This window comes from Pseudomonas oryzihabitans, assembly GCF_014522265.1.
GTDB lineage: Bacteria > Pseudomonadota > Gammaproteobacteria > Pseudomonadales > Pseudomonadaceae > Chryseomonas > Chryseomonas aestiva.
Genome location: NZ_CP017024.1, coordinates 220,537 through 238,627, shown reverse-complemented (window position 1 = coordinate 238,627; position 18,091 = coordinate 220,537). Strand labels below are relative to the sequence as shown.

11 protein-coding genes and 4 pseudogenes are annotated in these 18,091 nt (G+C 63.6%); 4 read left to right on the top strand and 11 right to left on the bottom strand.

Annotation, left to right across the window (positions count from 1 at the left end):
• Nucleotides 1-153 precede the first annotated feature (153 nt).
• Complete coding sequence (locus BGI51_RS01130; protein WP_187980059.1) at nucleotides 154-2,280, bottom strand: TonB-dependent siderophore receptor; 2,127 nt, start codon at nucleotides 2,278-2,280, stop codon at nucleotides 154-156.
• A 166-nt stretch (nucleotides 2,281-2,446) separates the two neighbouring features.
• Here BGI51_RS01130 and guaB point away from each other — a divergent pair.
• Together guaB and guaA are read left to right on the top strand one after the other, a co-directional pair.
• A pseudogene (gene guaB / locus BGI51_RS01125) lies at nucleotides 2,447-3,915 on the top strand (IMP dehydrogenase).
• Between the two features lie 227 nt (nucleotides 3,916-4,142).
• A pseudogene (gene guaA, locus BGI51_RS01120) lies at nucleotides 4,143-5,719 on the top strand (glutamine-hydrolyzing GMP synthase).
• Nucleotides 5,720-5,746: 27 nt separating this feature from the next.
• Here guaA and BGI51_RS01115 read toward each other — a convergent pair.
• On the bottom strand, nucleotides 5,747-5,962 hold the full coding sequence (locus BGI51_RS01115) for a hypothetical protein (protein WP_187980058.1): 216 nt from the start codon (nucleotides 5,960-5,962) through the stop codon (nucleotides 5,747-5,749).
• A 276-nt stretch (nucleotides 5,963-6,238) separates the two neighbouring features.
• Between BGI51_RS01115 and BGI51_RS01110 the strand changes: the two genes are divergently transcribed.
• The gene (locus BGI51_RS01110) at nucleotides 6,239-6,751 is read left to right on the top strand and encodes a GNAT family N-acetyltransferase (protein ID WP_187980057.1); all 513 of its coding nucleotides are present in this window, start codon (nucleotides 6,239-6,241) and stop codon (nucleotides 6,749-6,751) included.
• Between the two features lie 163 nt (nucleotides 6,752-6,914).
• On the opposite strand, the pseudogene BGI51_RS01105 reads toward BGI51_RS01110, so the two are convergent.
• A pseudogene (locus BGI51_RS01105) lies at nucleotides 6,915-8,011 on the bottom strand (tRNA-dihydrouridine synthase).
• A 119-nt stretch (nucleotides 8,012-8,130) separates the two neighbouring features.
• Between BGI51_RS01105 and BGI51_RS01100 the strand changes: the two are divergent.
• Nucleotides 8,131-9,012, top strand: a complete 882-nt coding sequence (locus BGI51_RS01100; RefSeq protein WP_187980056.1) for a LysR family transcriptional regulator — start codon at nucleotides 8,131-8,133, stop codon at nucleotides 9,010-9,012.
• Between the two features lie 375 nt (nucleotides 9,013-9,387).
• Here BGI51_RS01100 and BGI51_RS01095 read toward each other — a convergent pair.
• The 8 genes and pseudogenes from BGI51_RS01095 to BGI51_RS01060 all read right to left on the bottom strand — a co-directional run bounded on the left by BGI51_RS01095 (nucleotide 9,388) and on the right by BGI51_RS01060 (nucleotide 18,054).
• Nucleotides 9,388-11,333 (bottom strand): annotated as a pseudogene (locus BGI51_RS01095) (putative bifunctional diguanylate cyclase/phosphodiesterase).
• Between the two features lie 413 nt (nucleotides 11,334-11,746).
• Nucleotides 11,747-12,424 (bottom strand): type 1 glutamine amidotransferase domain-containing protein, encoded by a 678-nt coding sequence (locus tag BGI51_RS01090; RefSeq protein ID WP_187980055.1) that lies wholly within the window; start codon nucleotides 12,422-12,424, stop codon nucleotides 11,747-11,749.
• A gap of 146 nt (nucleotides 12,425-12,570) precedes the next feature.
• A complete protein-coding gene (locus BGI51_RS01085) occupies nucleotides 12,571-13,821 on the bottom strand; it encodes a hypothetical protein (protein ID WP_187980054.1) in 1,251 nt (416 codons plus the stop codon).
• Nucleotides 13,822-13,998: 177 nt separating this feature from the next.
• Entirely contained in the window at nucleotides 13,999-15,174 is a 1,176-nt protein-coding gene (chrA, locus tag BGI51_RS01080) for a chromate efflux transporter (RefSeq protein ID WP_187980053.1), read from the bottom strand.
• Nucleotides 15,175-15,184: 10 nt separating this feature from the next.
• A complete protein-coding gene (gene arsC, locus BGI51_RS01075) occupies nucleotides 15,185-15,610 on the bottom strand; it encodes an arsenate reductase (glutaredoxin) (RefSeq protein ID WP_187980052.1) in 426 nt (141 codons plus the stop codon).
• Entirely contained in the window at nucleotides 15,607-16,653 is a 1,047-nt protein-coding gene (gene arsB / locus BGI51_RS01070; RefSeq protein ID WP_187981246.1) for an ACR3 family arsenite efflux transporter, read from the bottom strand. The genes arsC and arsB overlap by 4 nt, the downstream gene beginning before the upstream one ends.
• A gap of 84 nt (nucleotides 16,654-16,737) precedes the next feature.
• Nucleotides 16,738-17,061 (bottom strand): ArsR/SmtB family transcription factor, encoded by a 324-nt coding sequence (locus tag BGI51_RS01065; RefSeq protein ID WP_187980051.1) that lies wholly within the window; start codon nucleotides 17,059-17,061, stop codon nucleotides 16,738-16,740.
• Between the two features lie 69 nt (nucleotides 17,062-17,130).
• Nucleotides 17,131-18,054: a LysR family transcriptional regulator gene (locus BGI51_RS01060; RefSeq protein ID WP_187980050.1), complete on the bottom strand. Its 924-nt coding sequence runs from the start codon at nucleotides 18,052-18,054 to the stop codon at nucleotides 17,131-17,133.
• Nucleotides 18,055-18,091: the final 37 nt, after the last annotated feature.

Sequence of the window (18,091 nt, the reverse complement as noted above, 5' to 3'; positions counted from 1 at the left end):
GCTGCTAGCGGATCGCGGCCATGGGCCGCTCCTACAGGTGATGCAAATTTGGGCGTAGCGTGGAAGACCGCGAAGCGTTTTCCACTGTGTTGCACGTTTCGATCCGCTCCCTCTCCCCTTGGGAGAGGGCTGGGGTGAGGGCAGGCCGCTGGCTTAGAAGCTCACCGTGGCACTCAACCGCGCCGTCCGCGGCTCGCCCACCGCCACCTGCAGCGGACTGTTGGCGCTCGACGGGTAGTACTGCTTGTCGAACAGGTTGTCGACGTTGAGCTGCAGGCGGGTCTGGTAGCCGGTCACCGGCAGGTCCCAGCGCAGGAAGGCGTCGGCCACGGTGTAGCTGCTCATGTAGAAGCTGTTGGCCGCATCGCCGGCCCGCTCTCCGACGTAGCGCGCGCCGCCGCCGAGGTGCCAGCCACCGAGGTTGGAGGGGACCAGCAGGTGGTGGGTCAGGTAGAGACTGCCGCTGTGCTTGGGTGCCTGGGGCAGGCGCTTGCCCTCGTTGCTGGGATCATCGAGCACCTCGGTGTGATCGTAGGCATAGGTGGCAATCATGTCCCAGCGCTCGGCCAGATGGCCGGTGAGGTCCACTTCGAGGCCCCGCGAGCCGACCTTGCCGGCGGCTTCGCTCACGCTCACACCCGCCACGTTGCTGGTGGTCACCACGTTCTTCTTCTGGATGTCGTACAGCGCCACGTTCAGATTCAGACCAGGCGTCAGGTCGTACTTGGCACCCACCTCGAAGCTGCGGCCTTCTTCGGGATCGAAGGTGTTGCCGCGGTCGTCGACGGTGGTGTTCGGCACGAAGGATCGACTGTAGTTACCGTATAGCGACAGGGTATCGGTGGCCTGGAACACCACACCGGCCAGCGGCAGGGCCGCGTGATCGTGCTTGTCCAGATTGACGACATAATCCCGGCCCAGGCCTTGATCGCTGTACTGCTTGAAACTTTGGTAGCGGCCGCCCAGCACCAGGATCCAGCGATCGTTCAGGTGCCAGTTGTCCTTGAAGTACAGCGAAGTGGATTCCAGGCTGCTGTCCTGATCGCTCTGGGTCGTGCTCAGGAGGCTGGGTGCTGCCAGGCTGCCGTACACCGGCGCGTTGATATTGATGTTGCGGCGCGAGGCATTGTTGTTGCGGTAGGTGTTGCCACGGTACTGGTCGTTATCCTCGTGATCGAGGCCCACTAGCAGATCATGGCGTTGGCCCAGCAGATCCTGCCGGCCGATGAAGTCCCAACTGGCGTACGTCGTCTCGTAATCGTAATGGGCGCCATTGGCCGTCCGCAGCAGATTGCCATTCGCGGCCAAGGAGACCGGCTGGGCGAAGTCCAGGCTGTACCTGTCGTTGTTCCAGGCGTAGATCAGCCGCGTCTTCCAGTCATCACTGAGCTGGTACTCGTAGCGAGCGCTAGCCGTCTCGGTGATGCCTTTGCTCTCGGACCATTTCTCGTCGAGGCGCTTGTCGTAGCTGGCGCTGCTGGGATGCCCATTGACGAACACCGTCCCGCGATCCACCGGGCCGGTGTAATCGTTATAGGAATAGGCCAGGGTCAGGCTGGCGCGCTCGCCGGTCCAGGACAGCGACGGCGCCACCAGGCTGTGCTGATCCACGCCATAGTTGCGCCAATAGTCTTCGCTCTGGCGCTCGGCGATCAGCCGATAGGCGAAGCCGCTGTCACCCAGGGGGCCGGTGGTGTCGATGCCGAGATTGCCGCCGCCTTCGCTATAGGCCGAGCCGCTCAGGGTGGTGCGTTGCTGGTACTGCGGCTGCTTGCTGACCACGTTGATCAGACCGCCGGGCTCCAGGGCGCCATAGAGCAGCGAGGCGGGGCCCTTCAGGACTTCCACGCGCTCGGCGGTGGCGTCGAAGTTGTGCGACAGATTCGAGCGCACCCCATCGCGAAAGATGGAGCCATCGGCGTTGCTGCCGAAGCCGCGTTTGACGAAGGCATCCTTGGTCCCGGCCAGGGTGTTGCCCTGGGTCACGCCGCTGACGAATTTCGAGGCGTCGTCCAGGGTCCGCACCTCGTAGTCCTGGATCAGCTGCGGGGTCACGGTCTGCACCGATTGCGCCTCTTCCCTGATCGGCACATCGCTCTTGCTCGCCGTGGAAGCGGTAGCCGCCCGATAGCTGTCGTCCGCCTCGCTGGCCGTGGCGGAAATGTCCATGGGGGCGAGACTGGCGTTTTCCGCGGCCAGCAGGCCCGAACTGGTTGCCAGGGCCAGGGTGCTGAAGGCGAAGGGCGCGAAACGGCGAAGGGCTCTGGGCGGCGTGTTCAAGGGCGTTCTCGGCAGGGGGCGGGTAAAGTGGCGGCGATTCTATGTTGATAGTCATTCTCACGTAAATCGAATCCTCTTACCGTTGGTGTCCGAGTGCGTTGCCGCCCATCCCCAAGCGCAGGTATAATGTCGCGCTCCTAAATTTTCCCGCCCGGGAGCGCCCGCCATGCTGCGCATCAGCCAAGAAGCCCTGACGTTCGACGATGTTCTCCTCATCCCCGGCTATTCGGATGTCCTGCCGAAAGACGTCAGTCTCAAGACCCGCCTGACCCGTGGCATCGAGCTGAACATTCCCCTGGTGTCCGCCGCCATGGACACCGTGACCGAGTCCCGTCTGGCCATCGCCATGGCCCAGGAAGGCGGCATCGGCATCATCCACAAGAACATGACCGTCGAGCAGCAGGCCGCGGAAGTCCGCAAGGTCAAGCGCTTCGAGGCCGGCGTGGTGAAGGACCCCATCACCATCGACGCCGACGCCAGCGTGCGCGATCTGTTCGACCTGACCCGCCTGCACAACATCTCCGGTGTCCCGGTGATCTCCGGCCGTGACCTGGTGGGTATCGTCACCTCCCGCGACGTGCGCTTCGAGACCCGTCTCGACGTGCCGGTGCGCGAAGTCATGACCCCCAAGGATCGCCTGGTCACCGTGCGCGAAGGCGCCGACAAGCAGGAAGTCCGCGAGCTGCTGCACAAGCACCGCATCGAGAAGGTGCTGATCGTCGACGAAGCCTTCGCCCTCAAGGGCATGATGACCGTCAAGGACATCGAGAAGGCCAAGGCCTACCCCAACGCCAGCAAGGACGACGCCGGTAGCCTGCGCGTCGGTGCCGCCGTCGGTACCGGTTCCGAGACCCCGAGCGCGTGGCCGCCCTGGTCGCCGCTGGCGTCGACGTCATCGTCGTCGACACCGCCCACGGCCACTCCAAGGGCGTGATCGAGCGCGTGCGCTGGGTCAAGGAAACCTATCCGCAGGTGCAGGTGATCGGCGGCAACATCGCCACCGCCGAAGCCGCCAAGGCCCTGGCTGACGCCGGCGCCGACGCGGTCAAGGTCGGCATCGGCCCGGGCTCCATCTGCACCACCCGCATCGTTGCCGGTGTCGGCGTGCCGCAGATCTCCGCCATCGCCAACGTCGCCGCCGCCCTCGAAGGCACCGGCGTGCCGCTGATCGCAGACGGCGGCATCCGCTTCTCCGGTGACCTGTCCAAGGCCATCGTCGCCGGTGGCTACTGCGTGATGATGGGCTCCATGTTCGCCGGTACCGAAGAGGCCCCGGGCGAGGTCGAGCTGTTCCAGGGCCGCTCCTACAAGTCCTATCGCGGCATGGGCTCCCTGGGCGCCATGTCCCAGACCCAGGGCTCCAGCGACCGCTACTTCCAGGACTCCGCCTCCGGCGCCGAGAAGCTTGTCCCGGAAGGCATCGAAGGCCGCGTCCCCTACAAGGGCCCGCTGGCGGCGATCATCCACCAGCTGATGGGCGGCCTGCGTGCCTCCATGGGCTACACCGGTTGCGCCACCGTCGAGCAGATGCGTACCAAACCGCAGTTCGTGCGCATCACCGGCGCCGGCATGGCCGAATCCCACGTCCACGACGTGCAGATCACTAAGGAAGCGCCTAACTACCGCGTTAGCTGATTCCTGATTCAAGAGCCTGTTAAAAGCGCCGCGAGCTAGTGACAAACAAGGCGAAAATGGCTGAGGAAGCGAAGTTTACAAAGGGTAAATGAGCATTCCGAAGCCATTTTCAACGCGGTTTGGCCGACGCGCAGCGGACTTCTAACAGGCTCTTAGTTCTTACGTTGCGATTCGGGGCTGTCTTACAGCCCCGAATCGTCTGAACCTAGCGCTATCGAGACCTGGCCATGTCCCAAGACATCCACGCCCACCGCATCCTCATCCTCGACTTCGGCTCCCAGTACACCCAGCTCATCGCCCGCCGCGTGCGCGAACTGGGCGTCTATTGCGAGCTGCACCCCTTCGACATGGACGACGCCGACATCCGCGCCTTCGCTCCGCGCGGCATCATCCTCGCCGGCGGGCCCGAGTCGGTCCATGAGGCCGGCAGCCCGCGCGCACCCAAGGCGGTGTTCGACCTGGGCGTACCGCTGTTCGGCATCTGCTACGGCATGCAGACCATGGCCGAGCAGCTCGGCGGCAAGGTCGAAGGCTCCAACATCCGTGAATTCGGCTATGCCAAGGTCGACGTGGTCGGCAAGAGCCGCCTGCTCGAAGGCATCCAGGACCACCTCGACGACGACGGCGTGCTCGGCCTGGACGTCTGGATGAGCCATGGCGACAAGGTCGGCAAGCTGCCGGACGGCTTCCACGTCGTCGCCAGCACCCCAGCTGCGCCATCGCCGCCATGGGCGACGACGAGCGCGGCTGGTACGGCGTGCAGTTCCACCCCGAGGTGACCCACACCAAGCAGGGCGGGCGCATCCTCTCGCGCTTCCTGAAGGACATCTGCGGCTGCGAAGCCCTCTGGACCCCGGCCAACATCGTCGAGGACGCCATCGCCCAGGTGCGCGCCCAGGTCGGCAGCGCCAACGTGCTGCTGGGCCTCTCCGGCGGCGTCGACTCCTCTGTGGTCGCGGCCCTGCTGCACAAGGCCATCGGCGAGCAGCTGACCTGCGTCTTCGTCGACAACGGCCTGCTGCGCCTGCACGAGGGTGACCAGGTGATGGCCATGTTCGCCGAGAACATGGGCGTCAAGGTGATCCGCTCCAACTCCGAGCAGCGCTTCCTGACCAACCTGGAAGGCGAAGCCGACCCGGAGAAGAAGCGCAAGATCATCGGCCGCACCTTCATCGACGTCTTCGACGCCGAAGCCAGCAAGCTCGACAACATCAAGTTCCTGGCCCAGGGCACCATCTACCCCGACGTCATCGAGTCGGCCGGCGCCAAGACCGGCAAGGCCCACGTCATCAAGTCCCACCACAATGTCGGCGGCCTGCCCGAGGAGATGAACCTCAAGCTGGTCGAGCCGCTGCGCGAACTGTTCAAGGACGAGGTGCGCAAGATCGGCCTGGAACTGGGGCTGCCCTACGACATGGTCTACCGCCACCCCTTCCCGGGTCCGGGCCTGGGCGTGCGCATCCTCGGCGAAGTGAAGAAGGAATACGCCGACCTGCTGCGTCGCGCCGACGATATCTTCATCAGTGAACTGCGCAAGGCCGACTGGTACCATAAGGTCAGCCAGGCTTTCGTCGTCTTCCAGCCGGTGAAATCCGTCGGCGTGGTCGGCGACGGCCGCCGCTACGCCTGGGTCGTCGCCCTGCGCGCGGTGGAAACCATCGACTTCATGACCGCCCGCTGGGCCCATCTGCCCTACGAGCTGCTGGAAAAGGTCTCCAACCGCATCATCAACGAAATCGACGGCATCTCCCGCGTCACCTATGACGTCTCGAGCAAGCCGCCGGCGACGATTGAGTGGGAGTGATCCCGCGTCCGGCATAGACCGGTACGTCTAGCAGAAGAAACCAAAAGCCCGCGTAATTGCGGGCTTTTGGTTTTTGGTTTTTGGTTTTTGGTTTTTGGTTTTTGGTTTTTGGTTTTTGGTTTTTGGTTTTTGGTTTTTGGTTTTTGGCTTTTGGCTTTTGGCTTTTGGCTTTTGGCTTTTGGCTTTTTGATGAGGGTGAATCCTGGCAGGCTCTACGAATTGCGCCGCACGGCCAGCAATCATACGTCGAGCGCGCCACAGGAGTGTCTAGACTCTTAGGTGGAAAGTTGCATCTGACTTGACCAGCCATTTGCATCGGATGTGACTAACCCCACGGGTAGGTCTTGACCGGCAGGAATCGACCCAAAGCAGCCGTTAGCGTAGGGCGGCTAGCGGCCAGAAGCGGACGTCGACCAGCGCCCGCTACCGAGCCGTAGCTTCCGTACAGGTGGATGCTCGCCTGAGGTGTGCGAGGTAAAATCGGAAGCCACATCCAGTAGGCCTGAAAGATCGTAACGCATGCCTTCCTACTACCTGCGGTTGAGTCGTATACAAGACACGGCGGATTTATGTCGTATCTCAGCTGAGGCACGCTTGCGCTACAGGGCTTTTCCGTCTCTTGCGCACATCGCTGAGACACCTGCATTGTCACCTGCAAGGCTTGAAGCCTGTCGTGTCGTGGTTGCGCTCGATAGCGAGAGCCAGAAGATACTTGGATTTGTCGCAATGCGGGTGCTGGACGAGCTTTTGTATCTAGACAACATATCCGTTGAATCGAGTGCTTCAGGGATGGGCATTGGGGCAACGCTGCTTTCGGTAGTCATAGAGCATGCTAAAAGCCTTGGGGTTCGCGCGGTAAGTCTGACGACCTTTCGTGAGCCTCCTTGGAATGGGCCTTGGTTCCGAAAGCACGGATTTTTTACGATGCCCGCTGCTTGCATAGGTGAAGGATTAAAACAGGTTATGGCTCGCCAACGGCTAACCCTGGATGCCACAACCCGAGAAACGTTATGGCGCATCCTATGCGATTGATAAGCGAATCATTCCAGGCACCCTAGGACTTATTTGCCATCCGCTCAACGCACTCAGGAGAGCGGCAGCCTGTCATCACTAGCTGTAGAGCGCCAAAGCTGTTATTGCCTTAGGGCGGCTAGCGGCCAAAAGCGGACATTCTCGCCCGCTTCTGACATTGCTATTAAGCCAAAGTCAGCTCGCTACTCTTGATGTTCGCGATAGGCCCCAAGATCGAGGCGTCAAACTCATCTAGAGGTTCTTTTCTGGCTAGCCGCTGCGGCAGATCCGGGTTTGCAAGCGCAGCCTTTCCGATTGCAATGATATCGGCACCTTCCTCCATCACGGATGACGCATGCTCAGGCGTATGCAAGCCACCATTTGCAATCAACGTCACCTGCGGGCATAGCGACGAGAGAGAGAGACAAGGGTGCTCTGGCCGGAAGGAAATGCCGGTTTCCAGGCTTCGTGTTCCGTGACGTGAACGAAGTCCACTCCAGCATCGTTGAGTGAGCCAAAGATCACATCAGCAGCCTGCTCTCCCTCGGCCCATTTGTGCTCGTAATCATTGACCTTGCTCTGCGAGATTCGAACGCCCACAGGCACAGTGCCTACCGCCTTCCTCACCGCTTTTATCACTTCGAGGGTCAGGGAGATTCGAGCCTGTACGGAGCCGCCCCAACGGTCGTTACGTTGATTTGTGTAGTCAGTGAGGAATTGATCAAGCAGGTATCCGTTCGCTCCGTGGATTTCGATGCCATCGAAATTAGCGGATTCGATGGCCAGGGTTGCAGCCCGAGCAAAGCCCTCGATGGCGTCGGCAATATCTTCTTCTTTCATGGCGCGGGGTAGGGGGTACTGACCCTCGCCGTAGTAAAACTTCATCTGTTCTCCTTTCGGGCGCAGTGCCGAGGGTGCAGCCGGAGCGTCGACGAAGCGGTTGCCCTGGCTGAGGGCCCCTGCGTGCATGATCTGCGCGAAGACTGCACCGTGGTGAGCGTGGATACTGTCGGTAACTGCTCGCCAAGCCTGTGCCTGCTGATCATCGGTAATGCCGGGCTGGAAGGGGTAACCCTGCGAGTGCTTTTGATCGGTATAGATGCCTTCCGTAATGACCAGGCCAAAGCCTCCTCGGGCAAAACGCTCGTAGTACCGAGCCATTTCCTGGGTTACGTGACCTGTCTCGGTGGCGCTGACGCGCGTCATTGGAGCTACCGCCAAGCGGTTCCTCAACAAGCGGCCTGCAATATCATATGGAGTTAGAGTTTGTGGGTTAGGCATCGTCGTATCCTCTCTGTGCTTTTTTGCCGATCAAGGCAAGGTGAAAAGGCTAGACATTGATGACGGTAATGGGAATCGGGCGAACCGGATAAGGCGCTTTAACAGAAAGCGATACAAACATGCAGATTTCAGACGTTGAAGTGTTTGCGGCTATTGCTGAAAGCTACAGTCTTTCTGGTGCGGCTCGGCGACTTGGGCTGTCTCCCATGACCGTGTCACGGCGGCTTGCTTCTCTTGAGCAAGAGTTGGGTGTGCGATTGGTGCACCGCACCACTCGCTCAGTTTCGCTCACGCCTGAAGGGGAGGTTTTTCTGCCATTTTCAAAGACGCTTGTCAGCGCGAGCGAGGCGGCGAGAGTCGCCCTGAAGACAAACGCAGGAACTGCCAGCGGCGTGTTGAAGGTGACTGCGCCGACAGTGTTCGGCCAGGCCGTCGTCATGCCGCTTATCTCGTCATTGCTGGCCGACCATCCTGCGCTGCAAGTCGACCTGCACCTTTCGGACAGCATCGTGGATATTGTTAGCCTGGGAATCGACGTGGCCATTCGTATCGCGACCCTGCGCGATTCCGCTTTGGTTGCTCGCCCGCTGGCTCCCAATCCCCGCGTGCTGTGCGCAAGCCCCGCTTACCTAGAGCAGCACGGCGTGCCTAGGACGTACGACGACTTGTACCGCCATCGCTGCATAGCGCTTCACGGTATGCCGCATTGGCCTTTCGTACGGGAAGGGAAAATAGTCGGCTTCAAAGGTGAAAGCGTATTTTCTGCGAATAGCGTCGAAGCAGTACGCACCGCGAGCAAACAGGGGCTGGGGTTAGCAATGCTCACCTATTGGGATGTTCGTGACGATATTGAGAAGAGCAGCTTGCGGCTAGTGGAGCTGGACGACGCTACTCCCGAGCAACTCTTTATCACTGCTGTGCTTCCAACCCGGCAACAGGTACCGCATCGTGTACGTATTTTCCTCGACCAGCTAGAGGCATCCCTGAGCCGTCCGAAGTGACCGCTATTGGCCGGTAGCTGCTCACCGCCAACGTCCGCTATGGGTCGATAGCGGTCGCTTGTCGACGTCCGCTTCTTGTCGCCAGCAGCCATGGGCTGATCACATCACGGTATTCATGTTCTAGGCCCGGCGGGCCAAGTGTGTCGCGTAAGCGAGTATGTCTCTATCGGCTTTCCGGGGGCTTCAGGATTGCAGGGTTAAGCCCATGCTCAACGGCCTAACCTAAACTTCTTGAAGATTCTGAATGAAGTGGCATGAGTGCCTAAGTAACCCAAGCAGAGCAAGGTGTTGAGGGGTACGGTTGTGAACGGGCGTGGCTGAACCAGAGGTCGCTGCCTGGACAAGAGCTCGCGTCGCACCTGATACCTTTGCGAATCAAACCGCCAACACCTCAGCCAAATGCTCCCCTTCCAACCAACCCCTGATATCACTCGCGCGCATAGGCTTGGCGAACAGATAGCCCTGGGCCCAAGTACAGCCTAGATTCTTCAGCGCCCCAGTTCCGCAGCGGTCTCCACCCCTTCCACGATGCATTCCAGCTGCATGTCCTGGCACAGGGCGATCAGGGATTTGACGATCTTAAAGCTGGCCGGGTCGAGGTGAAGGTCGGTGACGAAGGTGCGGTCCACCTTCAGTTTGGTCAGCGGCAGGGCGTGGATCTGGCTGAGGCTGGAATAGCCGGTGCCGAAGTCGTCGAGGGAGATGCCGCAGCCCAGTTCGCGAAAGCGGCTGATGGCGCGCTGGGTCTGGGGCAGGTCCTGGATAGCGGCGGTTTCGGTGATTTCCAGGTCGAGGCAGGCCGGGTCGAAGCCGCTGTGCTTGATCAGTTCGACGATCTGCTGGGCCGCCTCTTCCGAGCCGCAGTCGTGGGCGGAGAGGTTGAAGGCCAGGCGGATGCCCGTGGGCCAGCGTACGGCCGCGTTCAGGGCCTTGCTCAGCAGGGGCAGGGTGAGGCGATTGACCATGCCGACGCGCTCGGCGGTGGCGATGAAATCACCCGGTGGCACGTTGCCCAGCTCCGGGCTTTCCCAGCGCGCCAGGGCCTCGAAGGCCACCGTCTGCTTGCTGTGGATGTCCACGATGGGCTGGAAGACCATGTAGAACTCGCGCTCCAGGTCGGCTCGGCGCAGGGCCTGTTCGGTCAGGCCTTCACGATTGAGTTGCTGGCGATGGGCGGTGCTGAACAGGCAGGCCGTGCCGGGGCGGTGGCGCTTGCTCTGGTACAGGGCGTAGTCGGCGTGTTCATAGACGTCCGTGGCGGTAAAGGCTTGGTCGGGAAAGGTCGCGATGCCCAGCGAGCCACTGATCTGGATGGGCATGTCCACCAGCAGGAAGGGCTCGCGCAGGCTGGCGCAGACCTTTTCGCCAAAGGTCCGCAGCTGCTCGTCGTTCAAGACCCGGGTGATGATGAGGCTGAATTCGTCGCCGCCCAGGCGGGCCAGGTGGACGTCCTCGTCGAGCCGTCCGCTCAGGCGCTGGCCGACCTGATAGAGCAGCCGGTCGCCCACGCTATGGCCATAGATATCGTTGACCGGCTTGAAGCCGTCCAGATCGATCAGGCCCACGGCCAGGCGGGTCCCCTGCGCGCGCGCATCGGCCAGCAGGCTATCGAGGCGGGCAAAGAACTGCCGGCGGTTGGCGAGGCCGGTCAGGCTGTCCTGGTTGGCGAGCTTGAGGTTTTCCTCGCTGAGCTTGGCTGTTTGCGCCTGCATGTTCACCAGGCGGGTGAAGTCACCGTACTGCGCCTTGAGGATGACCAGCATGGCGATGGACACCAGCAGGACGTCGATCGCCGTGGCCACGAAGGTGCTGATGGTGGTGGAGGCGAAGAACACCACGAAGGCGGTGTTGACCACGGCGGTGGTGGCCAGGGCCGCAGGCAGCAGGTGCATCATGCAGAAGATGCAGCCGATCACGGTGATCGCCATGTAGAAGCCCACATGCGCCTGGGTATAGCTGTCGCCATAGGGAAACAGTGCCAGCGCCCAGGCGGTGAAGGCCGAGGCCACGATGGGCGCGAGCCTGTTGGTGCGCTTCAAGGCCGTCAGCATCTGCGCCGGACTGCGTGGCTGATTGCGCGTGCGGAACCATTCGGCCGCCCGGATCACGCCGAAGAGGGTCATGATCAACGGGCAGTAGAGCACCAGCCAGCGTGGCGCCACGGCGTAGTGGGTGCCGGCCAGCATCAGGGTGTTGGTCAGCAGGATGAAGTACATCATCGGCAGCTGGCGCGACAGCGCGAGGTATTGCGCCTTGACCAGGCCGGGATTGTCCTTGGGCACGGACATCAGGACGCGCACGCCGAGCAGGATTCTCTTCATCGGGCAATGCTCTGAAAATACGACCAGGTAACCAACTGCACGGATATCCTTTCCAGCCTGGGCGGAGCAGGGTTGAAGGCTGCGCTCATGGGAGGGTGTCGGCTGGCGCTTGGATTTCTGCAACCTTGGCGACTAATGGCACTTTGATCTTGTTCGAGTTGCCAATCGTCATAGTTATAGGCGAGGCGAGCGCCGGTGAACAGCCTGGACGATTGCCGGCGACCAAACGCTTGGCGTAGACCTCCAGTGGTCGTTCAGCAGTGAAGACAGGGGCGCCTGGCCGGTCCGCCTGAGTAGTCGGGAGCGGGACGCAGCCTTGTGCTCAGCTCTCCCGCGCAGGAGCGGCCAGGTCGGTGGTGATGGACCTCAACGAAAAGCCCGCCATTAGGCGGGCTTTTTCAGGTTCGGGACGCTCAGCCCAGCTTGGTCAACAGGGCATCCGCCGCCGCTTCCGAACTGGCCGGATTCTGGCCGGTGACCAGGTTGCCGTCCTCCACTACGAACTCGCCCCAGTCCGGGCCCTTCTCGTAGCGGGCGCCAAGCTTCTTCAGCTCGTCCTCCACCAGGAAGGGCACCACGTCGGTGAGTTGCACGCCGGCTTCTTCGCTGTTGGTGAAACCGGTGACGGTGCGGCCCTTGACCAGCGGCGTGCCATCGGCGGCCTTGACGTGGCGCAGCACGCCAGGGGCGTGGCAGACCAGGCCGAAGGGCTTGTTGGCCTGGGCGAAGGCTTCGAGCAGGGCAATGGAGTCGCGGGATTCGGCGAGGTCCCAGAGCGGGCCGTGGCCGCCGGGATAGAAGAGGCTGTCGTAGTCCTCGGCCTCTACCTTGGCGAGCTTGACGGTATTGGCCAGCGCCTGCTGCGCCTCGGGATCATTCTTGAAGCGCTCGGTGGACTCGGTCTGGGCGTCGGGGGCGTCGCTTTTGGGGTCCAGCGGCGGTTGACCACCGGCGGGGGAGGCCAGGGTGATCTCGGCACCGGCATCCTTGAAGACGTAGTAGGGGGCAGCGAATTCTTCCAGCCAGAAACCGGTTTTCTTGCCGGTGTCGCCGAGCTGGTCGTGGGAGGTCAGGACCATCAGGATCTTCATCGCGCGTTCCTCGTGTTCGGAAGGGTATCGCTAGACAGACCCTGGGTTCCTGCCGTGAGTGCCCGGCTCTTGTGGTAAGACACGAGTACCTCACAGAAGCGGCCGGCGAGCCGCCCGGTTGGGGCGGCCGTGGCATTCAGGGGCGATCAACCCCAGCCAAGCGTGCCGCCCGGCTCATAGCGCTCACGAGCGGAGACGGTGCTGGCGACGTCATCGAGGTTATGAACGCCTACCAGTTTGATCAGCGAGTCCAAGTTGTCGACCTGGCCTTCGTAGCCTGCGTCCCGGAAGACATAGGTGTCCTGGCCGTAGTGGAAGACGGCGGCATTAACCAGGCCGGTGGTGGACTGGGTCACGGTGTTGAGCGCGGCGAACAGGCTGGTCGCCTTCGCCAAAGCGGCGTCCTGGATGGTGACCACGGCTTTCTCGTCGTACACCGCGAAGCCGAAGATGATGTGGTCATCGTTCGCGTTGTAGTCGGTGACCGTCACATGGTTGGCGGCCAGGGAACGGTTGGCGGCGGCGCTGCTACTGCCATCGAAGTTGACCAGACTGGGTTCGAGGCTCAGGTAATCGGGCCCTTCGCCCAGAGTAATGGTGGCCCCGTGACCGTAGCTGCCGCTCAGGTTGGCGTTGTGGGCGGCCACGCCTTTGGTGAACAGCAGGTCCACGTAATCGTTGCCAGCGCCGGCGTTGATGGTGACATCAGCCTGCTGGATATGGGCGCTGATCTGATCGCTACCGGCGCCGGTATCGACGGTGATGGCCTTGACCCGCGAGTGGGCGAGGGAGGCGACGCTATCCAGTTCCGCGGCGGCGATGGTGCTGACACTCACCGAGTCCTTGCCGCTGCCGGTGATCACGCTCTTCAGGAAGGCGCTCTGGCTGGCATAGGTGTAGTCATGGCCTTCGGTGTAGCCATGCAGGAAGTCAATCGACAGGCCGGCAGTGGAAGTAGAGCCGTCGAAGGTCTGCAGGCCATCGAAGTTGTCCAGGGTGATGATGTCGCCTTCATTGAACTGATTGGTCGGCACGTCGGTGAGGCTGACGGTCAGCTTGGCGATGCTCGAATCCAGGGTGCTGTCGCTGGTGGTGGCGCCGCGAGTATGGCCTTCGAGGCGGGTGATCTGGTCTTCCCAATGACCGGTCAAAGTCAGTTCGTTCAGGGTCGAGCCGGCCGCATAGTGCGGGCCCTTGGCGTCGAAGGTCTTGGCGAAGCCGACGTATTCGGGCGCGGCATTGATATCCAGGGTAAGGCGCGGCTGGCTCTGGAAGGCGTAGTAGGTAACGCCATCAAAGGTGCCGGCCGGCTTGGCGGGCGCGGCGGCCAGGGGCGCCTTGGCAAGGGCAGCGGTGAACAGGGGGGCGGTGGTGTCCAGGGGATTCTTGTAGGTCATGGCGGTCATCCTTAATGCAGGTCAGGCCGAGCGCTCGCTGGACACGTTCTCGCGCAGGGCAAGACGTTTCATACAGCTGAACGTCACGCCGACAGTGCCTAGCTTTCCACGGAGCTACAGCGAACCACGCCGCAATTTCATCGGGCCACTAGTGGCACGCCGCTAAACGGTAGTGCGCTAAAAGTTCAACAACCAGGCGGCCAGAACGACCAATAGCGCGATCAGCACGGGCGACCAGCGGGTGCTCAGGAGCAGCACCAGGGCCAGCGCGGCCAGCGCGACGTCCAGCGGGCCGCGGATGCCTCCCGTCCAGACCGGATCGTAGAGGGCCGCCAGCAGCAGGCCGACCACCCCCGCGTTGAGTCCGGTCAGGGCGCGTTGCCAGCCGGGGTGCTGGCGCAGGGTCTGCCAGAAGGGCAGGGCGGCGAGCAGGATGAGCGCGCCGGGCAGAAAGATCAGCAGGGTCCAGAGCAGGCCATTGAGCCAGGCGGGCAGGGTGGCGGGCACCAGGGCACCCAGGTAGGCGGCAAAGGTGAACAGCGGTCCGGGCACCGCCTGGGCCAGGCCGTAGCCGGCCATGACCTGACCATCGCTGACCAGGCCGCCGGGCACCACCACCGCCTGCAGCAGCGGCAGCACCACATGGCCGCCGCCGAAGACCAGGGCCCCCGCTCGATAGACACCCTCGGCCAGGTGGCTCCAGGCGGGCAATAGCAGCAGCGGCAGCAGGAACAGCAGCAGGGCGACGACCCCAAGGTGCCGGGAGAGTCCGGTTCGCAGGACCAGGGCCGGCGGCGTGGCGGTCGGCGCCAGTGCCAGGCGACCGACCAGGGCGGCCAGGCCCAGCCCCAGCAGTTGCCCCGCCGAACCGGGCAGCCAGAGCGCCAGGCCGGCGGCGACCAGCGCCAGGACGCGACGCGGCGTATCCGGGCACAGGCTGCGGCCCATACTCCAGACCGCCTGGGCCACCACGGCCACGGCGAAGACCTTGAGGCCATGCACCGCGCCCGAGTCGGCCAATCCCGGAAAGTGGCCAAGGCCCAGGGCGAACAGGATCAGCAGCAGGGCGGAGGGCAGGGTGAAGCCGAGCCAGGCTGCCAGCAGACCCCAGCCGCCGGCGCGCCCCAGTCCCAGGGCCATGCCGACCTGGCTGCTGGTCGGACCGGGCAGCAGCTGGCAGAGCGCGACCAGCTCGGCATAGGCGGCTTCATCCAGCCATTGGCGGCGGGTGACGAAGGCCTGGCGGAAATAGCCCAGGTGGGCGATGGGCCCGCCAAAGCTGGTGCAGCCCAGGCGCAGAAAGATCATGAAGACCTGCCAGGCGCTGTCCTTATCGCGGGCGATGTCGCGCATGGCGGCCCGATCAGCCGCGCGGCGTCGCAGAAGGAGCCACCACCTCGCCGTCTTCCTTGACGAAGGGTCCGCGCTGCGGCTCGGGCAGGATCTCCAGCACCCGTTCCGAGGGGCGGCAGAGCCGGGTACCCAGGGCGGTCACCACGATGGGCCGATTGATCAGGATAGGGTGCTGGAGCATGGCGGCGATCAGGGCCGCGTCATCCAGCCGCGGATCGTCCAGGCCCAACTCGGCGTAGGGCGTACCCTGCTGGCGCAGCAGCTCCCGTACCGGCATGCCCAGGTCGGCGATCAGCCGCTCCAGCTGCGCCTGGTTGGGCGGTGTCTCCAGGTAGTGGATGACCGTCGGCTCGACGCCGCTGTTGCGAATCAGGCCCAGCACGTTGCGCGAGGTGCCGCAGGCGGGGTTGTGGTAGATCGTGACGGCGTCGTTCATGGGCGATCTCGACGGGAGGAAAGGGCGCCGCGTTCGTACCAGCCGCGCGAGCCGTTCACCAGGCGCACGACCAGCAGCATCAGCGGTACCTCGATAAGGACCCCCACCACGGTAGCCAGGGCGGCGCCCGAGTGGAAGCCGAACAGGCTGATGGCGGCGGCCACCGCCAGTTCGAAGAAGTTGCTGGCGCCGATCAGCGCCGACGGACAGGCGACGCTGTGGCTCTCGCCCACCAGGCGATTGAGCCAGTAGGCCAGGGCCGAATTGAACAGCACCTGGATCAGGATGGGCACGGCCAGCAGGGCGATCACCAGCGGCTGCGCCAGGATCACCTCGCCCTGGAAGGCGAACAGCAGCACCAGGGTGGCCAGCAGGGCACCCATCGAGAAGGGCCCCAGGCGGGCCAGGGTGCTGTCGAAGGCGGCCTGGCCCTGGCGCAGCAGCGTGCGCCGCCAGAGCTGGGCGAGGATCACCGGCAGCACCAGGTAGAGGATCACCGAAAGCAGCAGGGTGGCCCAGGGCACGGCGATCGACGACAGACCCAGCAACAGACCGACGATGGGGGCGAAGGCGAACACCATGAGGGTGTCGTTCAGTGCGACCTGGGACAGGGTGAACAGCGGATCGCCCTGGGTGAGTCGACTCCAGACGAAGACCATGGCCGTGCAGGGCGCCGCCGCCAGCAGGATGAGTCCGGCGATGTAGCTATCCAGCTGCTCGGTCGGCAGCCAGGGCGCGAAGAGCTCCCGAATGAACAGCCAGGCGAGCAGCGCCATGGAGAAGGGCTTGACCGCCCAGTTGACGAACAGGGTGACGCCGATCCCGCGCCAGTGCTGGCGGACCTGACCGAGGGCGCTGAAATCCACCTTGAGCAGCATCGGCACGATCATGATCCAGATCAGCAGGCCGACCGGAAGATTGACCTGGGCCAGCTCGATCCGGCCGATGAAGCGGAACAGGCCCGGTGCCAGCTGGCCGAGCGCGATGCCGGCGACGATGCAGAGCGCCACCCAGAGGCTGAGGTAACGCTCGAAGGTGTTCATGGCGGGTGCTGCCGGTGGGCAGGCGTGGGGACTGTGCATGGCGGGCCTGGTCGGATGATCGGTGGATGGGTGCGGGTCAGCGGATCAGCAGGCACAGCGCGGCGATTCGCTGACCACGCAGTCGCCGCCGGCGCAACAGTGCTCGGTCAGATAGCCGAGCAGCGCATTCATGTGCGCGTAGGCCGCCCGATAGATCAGGTTGCGTCCCTGGGACTCCACCGTGACGAGACCAGCATTGGCCAGTTCCTTGAGGTGGAAGGAGAGGTTGCTGCGGGCCACCTCGAGCTGGTCGGCCAACTGGCTGGGCATGAGGCCGGCGGTGCCGGCGACCACCAGGGCGCGGAAGACCCTCAGGCGCTGGGCATGGGCCAGGGCGGCGAGGGCGGATACGGCGAGTTCTTCCTGCATGATTCGATAATTCAATGATCGTTGAATAATTGAGTCATAAGGCGTGGCGGCCGCCTGGTCGAGCCCTGCTCAGCGACGCAACCGCCGGAGCGCTTCCAGCACCTGCTGCAGCGGGCGGCTCAGGGGTTTGTCGCGGCGCAGCACCAGGGCCAGGGTGCGGGTCAGGGGCGGCGCCAGCGGCTGGACCCTCAGGCCGTGGCGATGGTGCTCGGTGGCCACGGCGATGCCGGGCACCAGGCTGTAGCCGAGGCCGGCGGCCACCAGTTCCTTGAGCGCCTCGATGCTGCCCAGCTCCATCACCGGCCGGCTGGCCTGGCCGGCGCGGCGAAACCAGTCGTCGATCAGCAACCGGGTGCTGCTGCCGGTCTCGAAGGCCAGCAGCGGCGCCTCGGCCAGTTCCGCCGGGTCCAGCGCACCTGTCGGTAACAGACTGGCAGGCGGCAGCAGGGCGACGAAGGCATCCTCCAGCAGCGGCTCCACCTGCAGGTTGCGGCCACTGGCGGGCAGGGTGACCAGGCCCAGGTCGAGGCGGTTGTCTTCCACCGCCCGCAAGACGTCCAGGGTGTTGCCGGTGCTGACCCGCACGTCCAGCTGGGGAAAGCGCTGGCGCAACTGGCCCAGCAGCGGCGGCAGGAGATGGATACAGGCGGTGGCGCCGGTGCCGATGGCGACCCGTCCGCTGACCGTCTCGCCATGGCTGGCCAGGGCCTGCAGGGCCTGGTCCACCGCCGTCTGGATCTGTTCGGCGTGGTCCAGCAGCAGACTGCCCGCGGCGGTGGGCTTGAGTCCGCGCCCCAGGCGCTCCAGCAGCTTGAGACCCAGGCGCCGTTCCAGCTGGCGAATCTGCAGGCTGACCGCCGGCTGGCTCAGCCCCAGGCGATCGGCCGCGGCGGAAAAGCTGCCGGTGGCGACGACCTGGACGAAGGTCTGCAGCTGGATGAGATTGAGGTCGGCCATGCCAAGGTTTCGCTTATACCGGTGATAACCGAGCATAGCTTTATCTTTGGCTGGCCGTCCCGGCATGATCGCT

Excerpts from the sequence above, each read along its gene's own strand:
- arsC (WP_187980052.1), bottom strand. The coding sequence starts at position 15,610 with ATGAACGACGCCGTCACGATCTACCACAACCCCGCCTGCGGCACCTCG.
- BGI51_RS01115 (WP_187980058.1), bottom strand. The coding sequence starts at position 5,962 with ATGATTGCTGGCCGTGCGGCGCAATTCGTAGAGCCTGCCAGGATTCAC.
- BGI51_RS01110 (WP_187980057.1), top strand. The coding sequence starts at position 6,239 with ATGCCTTCCTACTACCTGCGGTTGAGTCGTATACAAGACACGGCGGAT.
- BGI51_RS01085 (WP_187980054.1), bottom strand. The coding sequence starts at position 13,821 with ATGACCTACAAGAATCCCCTGGACACCACCGCCCCCCTGTTCACCGCT.
- BGI51_RS01060 (WP_187980050.1), bottom strand. The coding sequence starts at position 18,054 with ATGCTCGGTTATCACCGGTATAAGCGAAACCTTGGCATGGCCGACCTC.
- arsB (WP_187981246.1), bottom strand. The coding sequence starts at position 16,653 with ATGAACACCTTCGAGCGTTACCTCAGCCTCTGGGTGGCGCTCTGCATC.
- chrA (WP_187980053.1), bottom strand. The coding sequence starts at position 15,174 with ATGCGCGACATCGCCCGCGATAAGGACAGCGCCTGGCAGGTCTTCATG.
- BGI51_RS01100 (WP_187980056.1), top strand. The coding sequence starts at position 8,131 with ATGCAGATTTCAGACGTTGAAGTGTTTGCGGCTATTGCTGAAAGCTAC.
- BGI51_RS01065 (WP_187980051.1), bottom strand. The coding sequence starts at position 17,061 with ATGCAGGAAGAACTCGCCGTATCCGCCCTCGCCGCCCTGGCCCATGCC.
- BGI51_RS01090 (WP_187980055.1), bottom strand. The coding sequence starts at position 12,424 with ATGAAGATCCTGATGGTCCTGACCTCCCACGACCAGCTCGGCGACACC.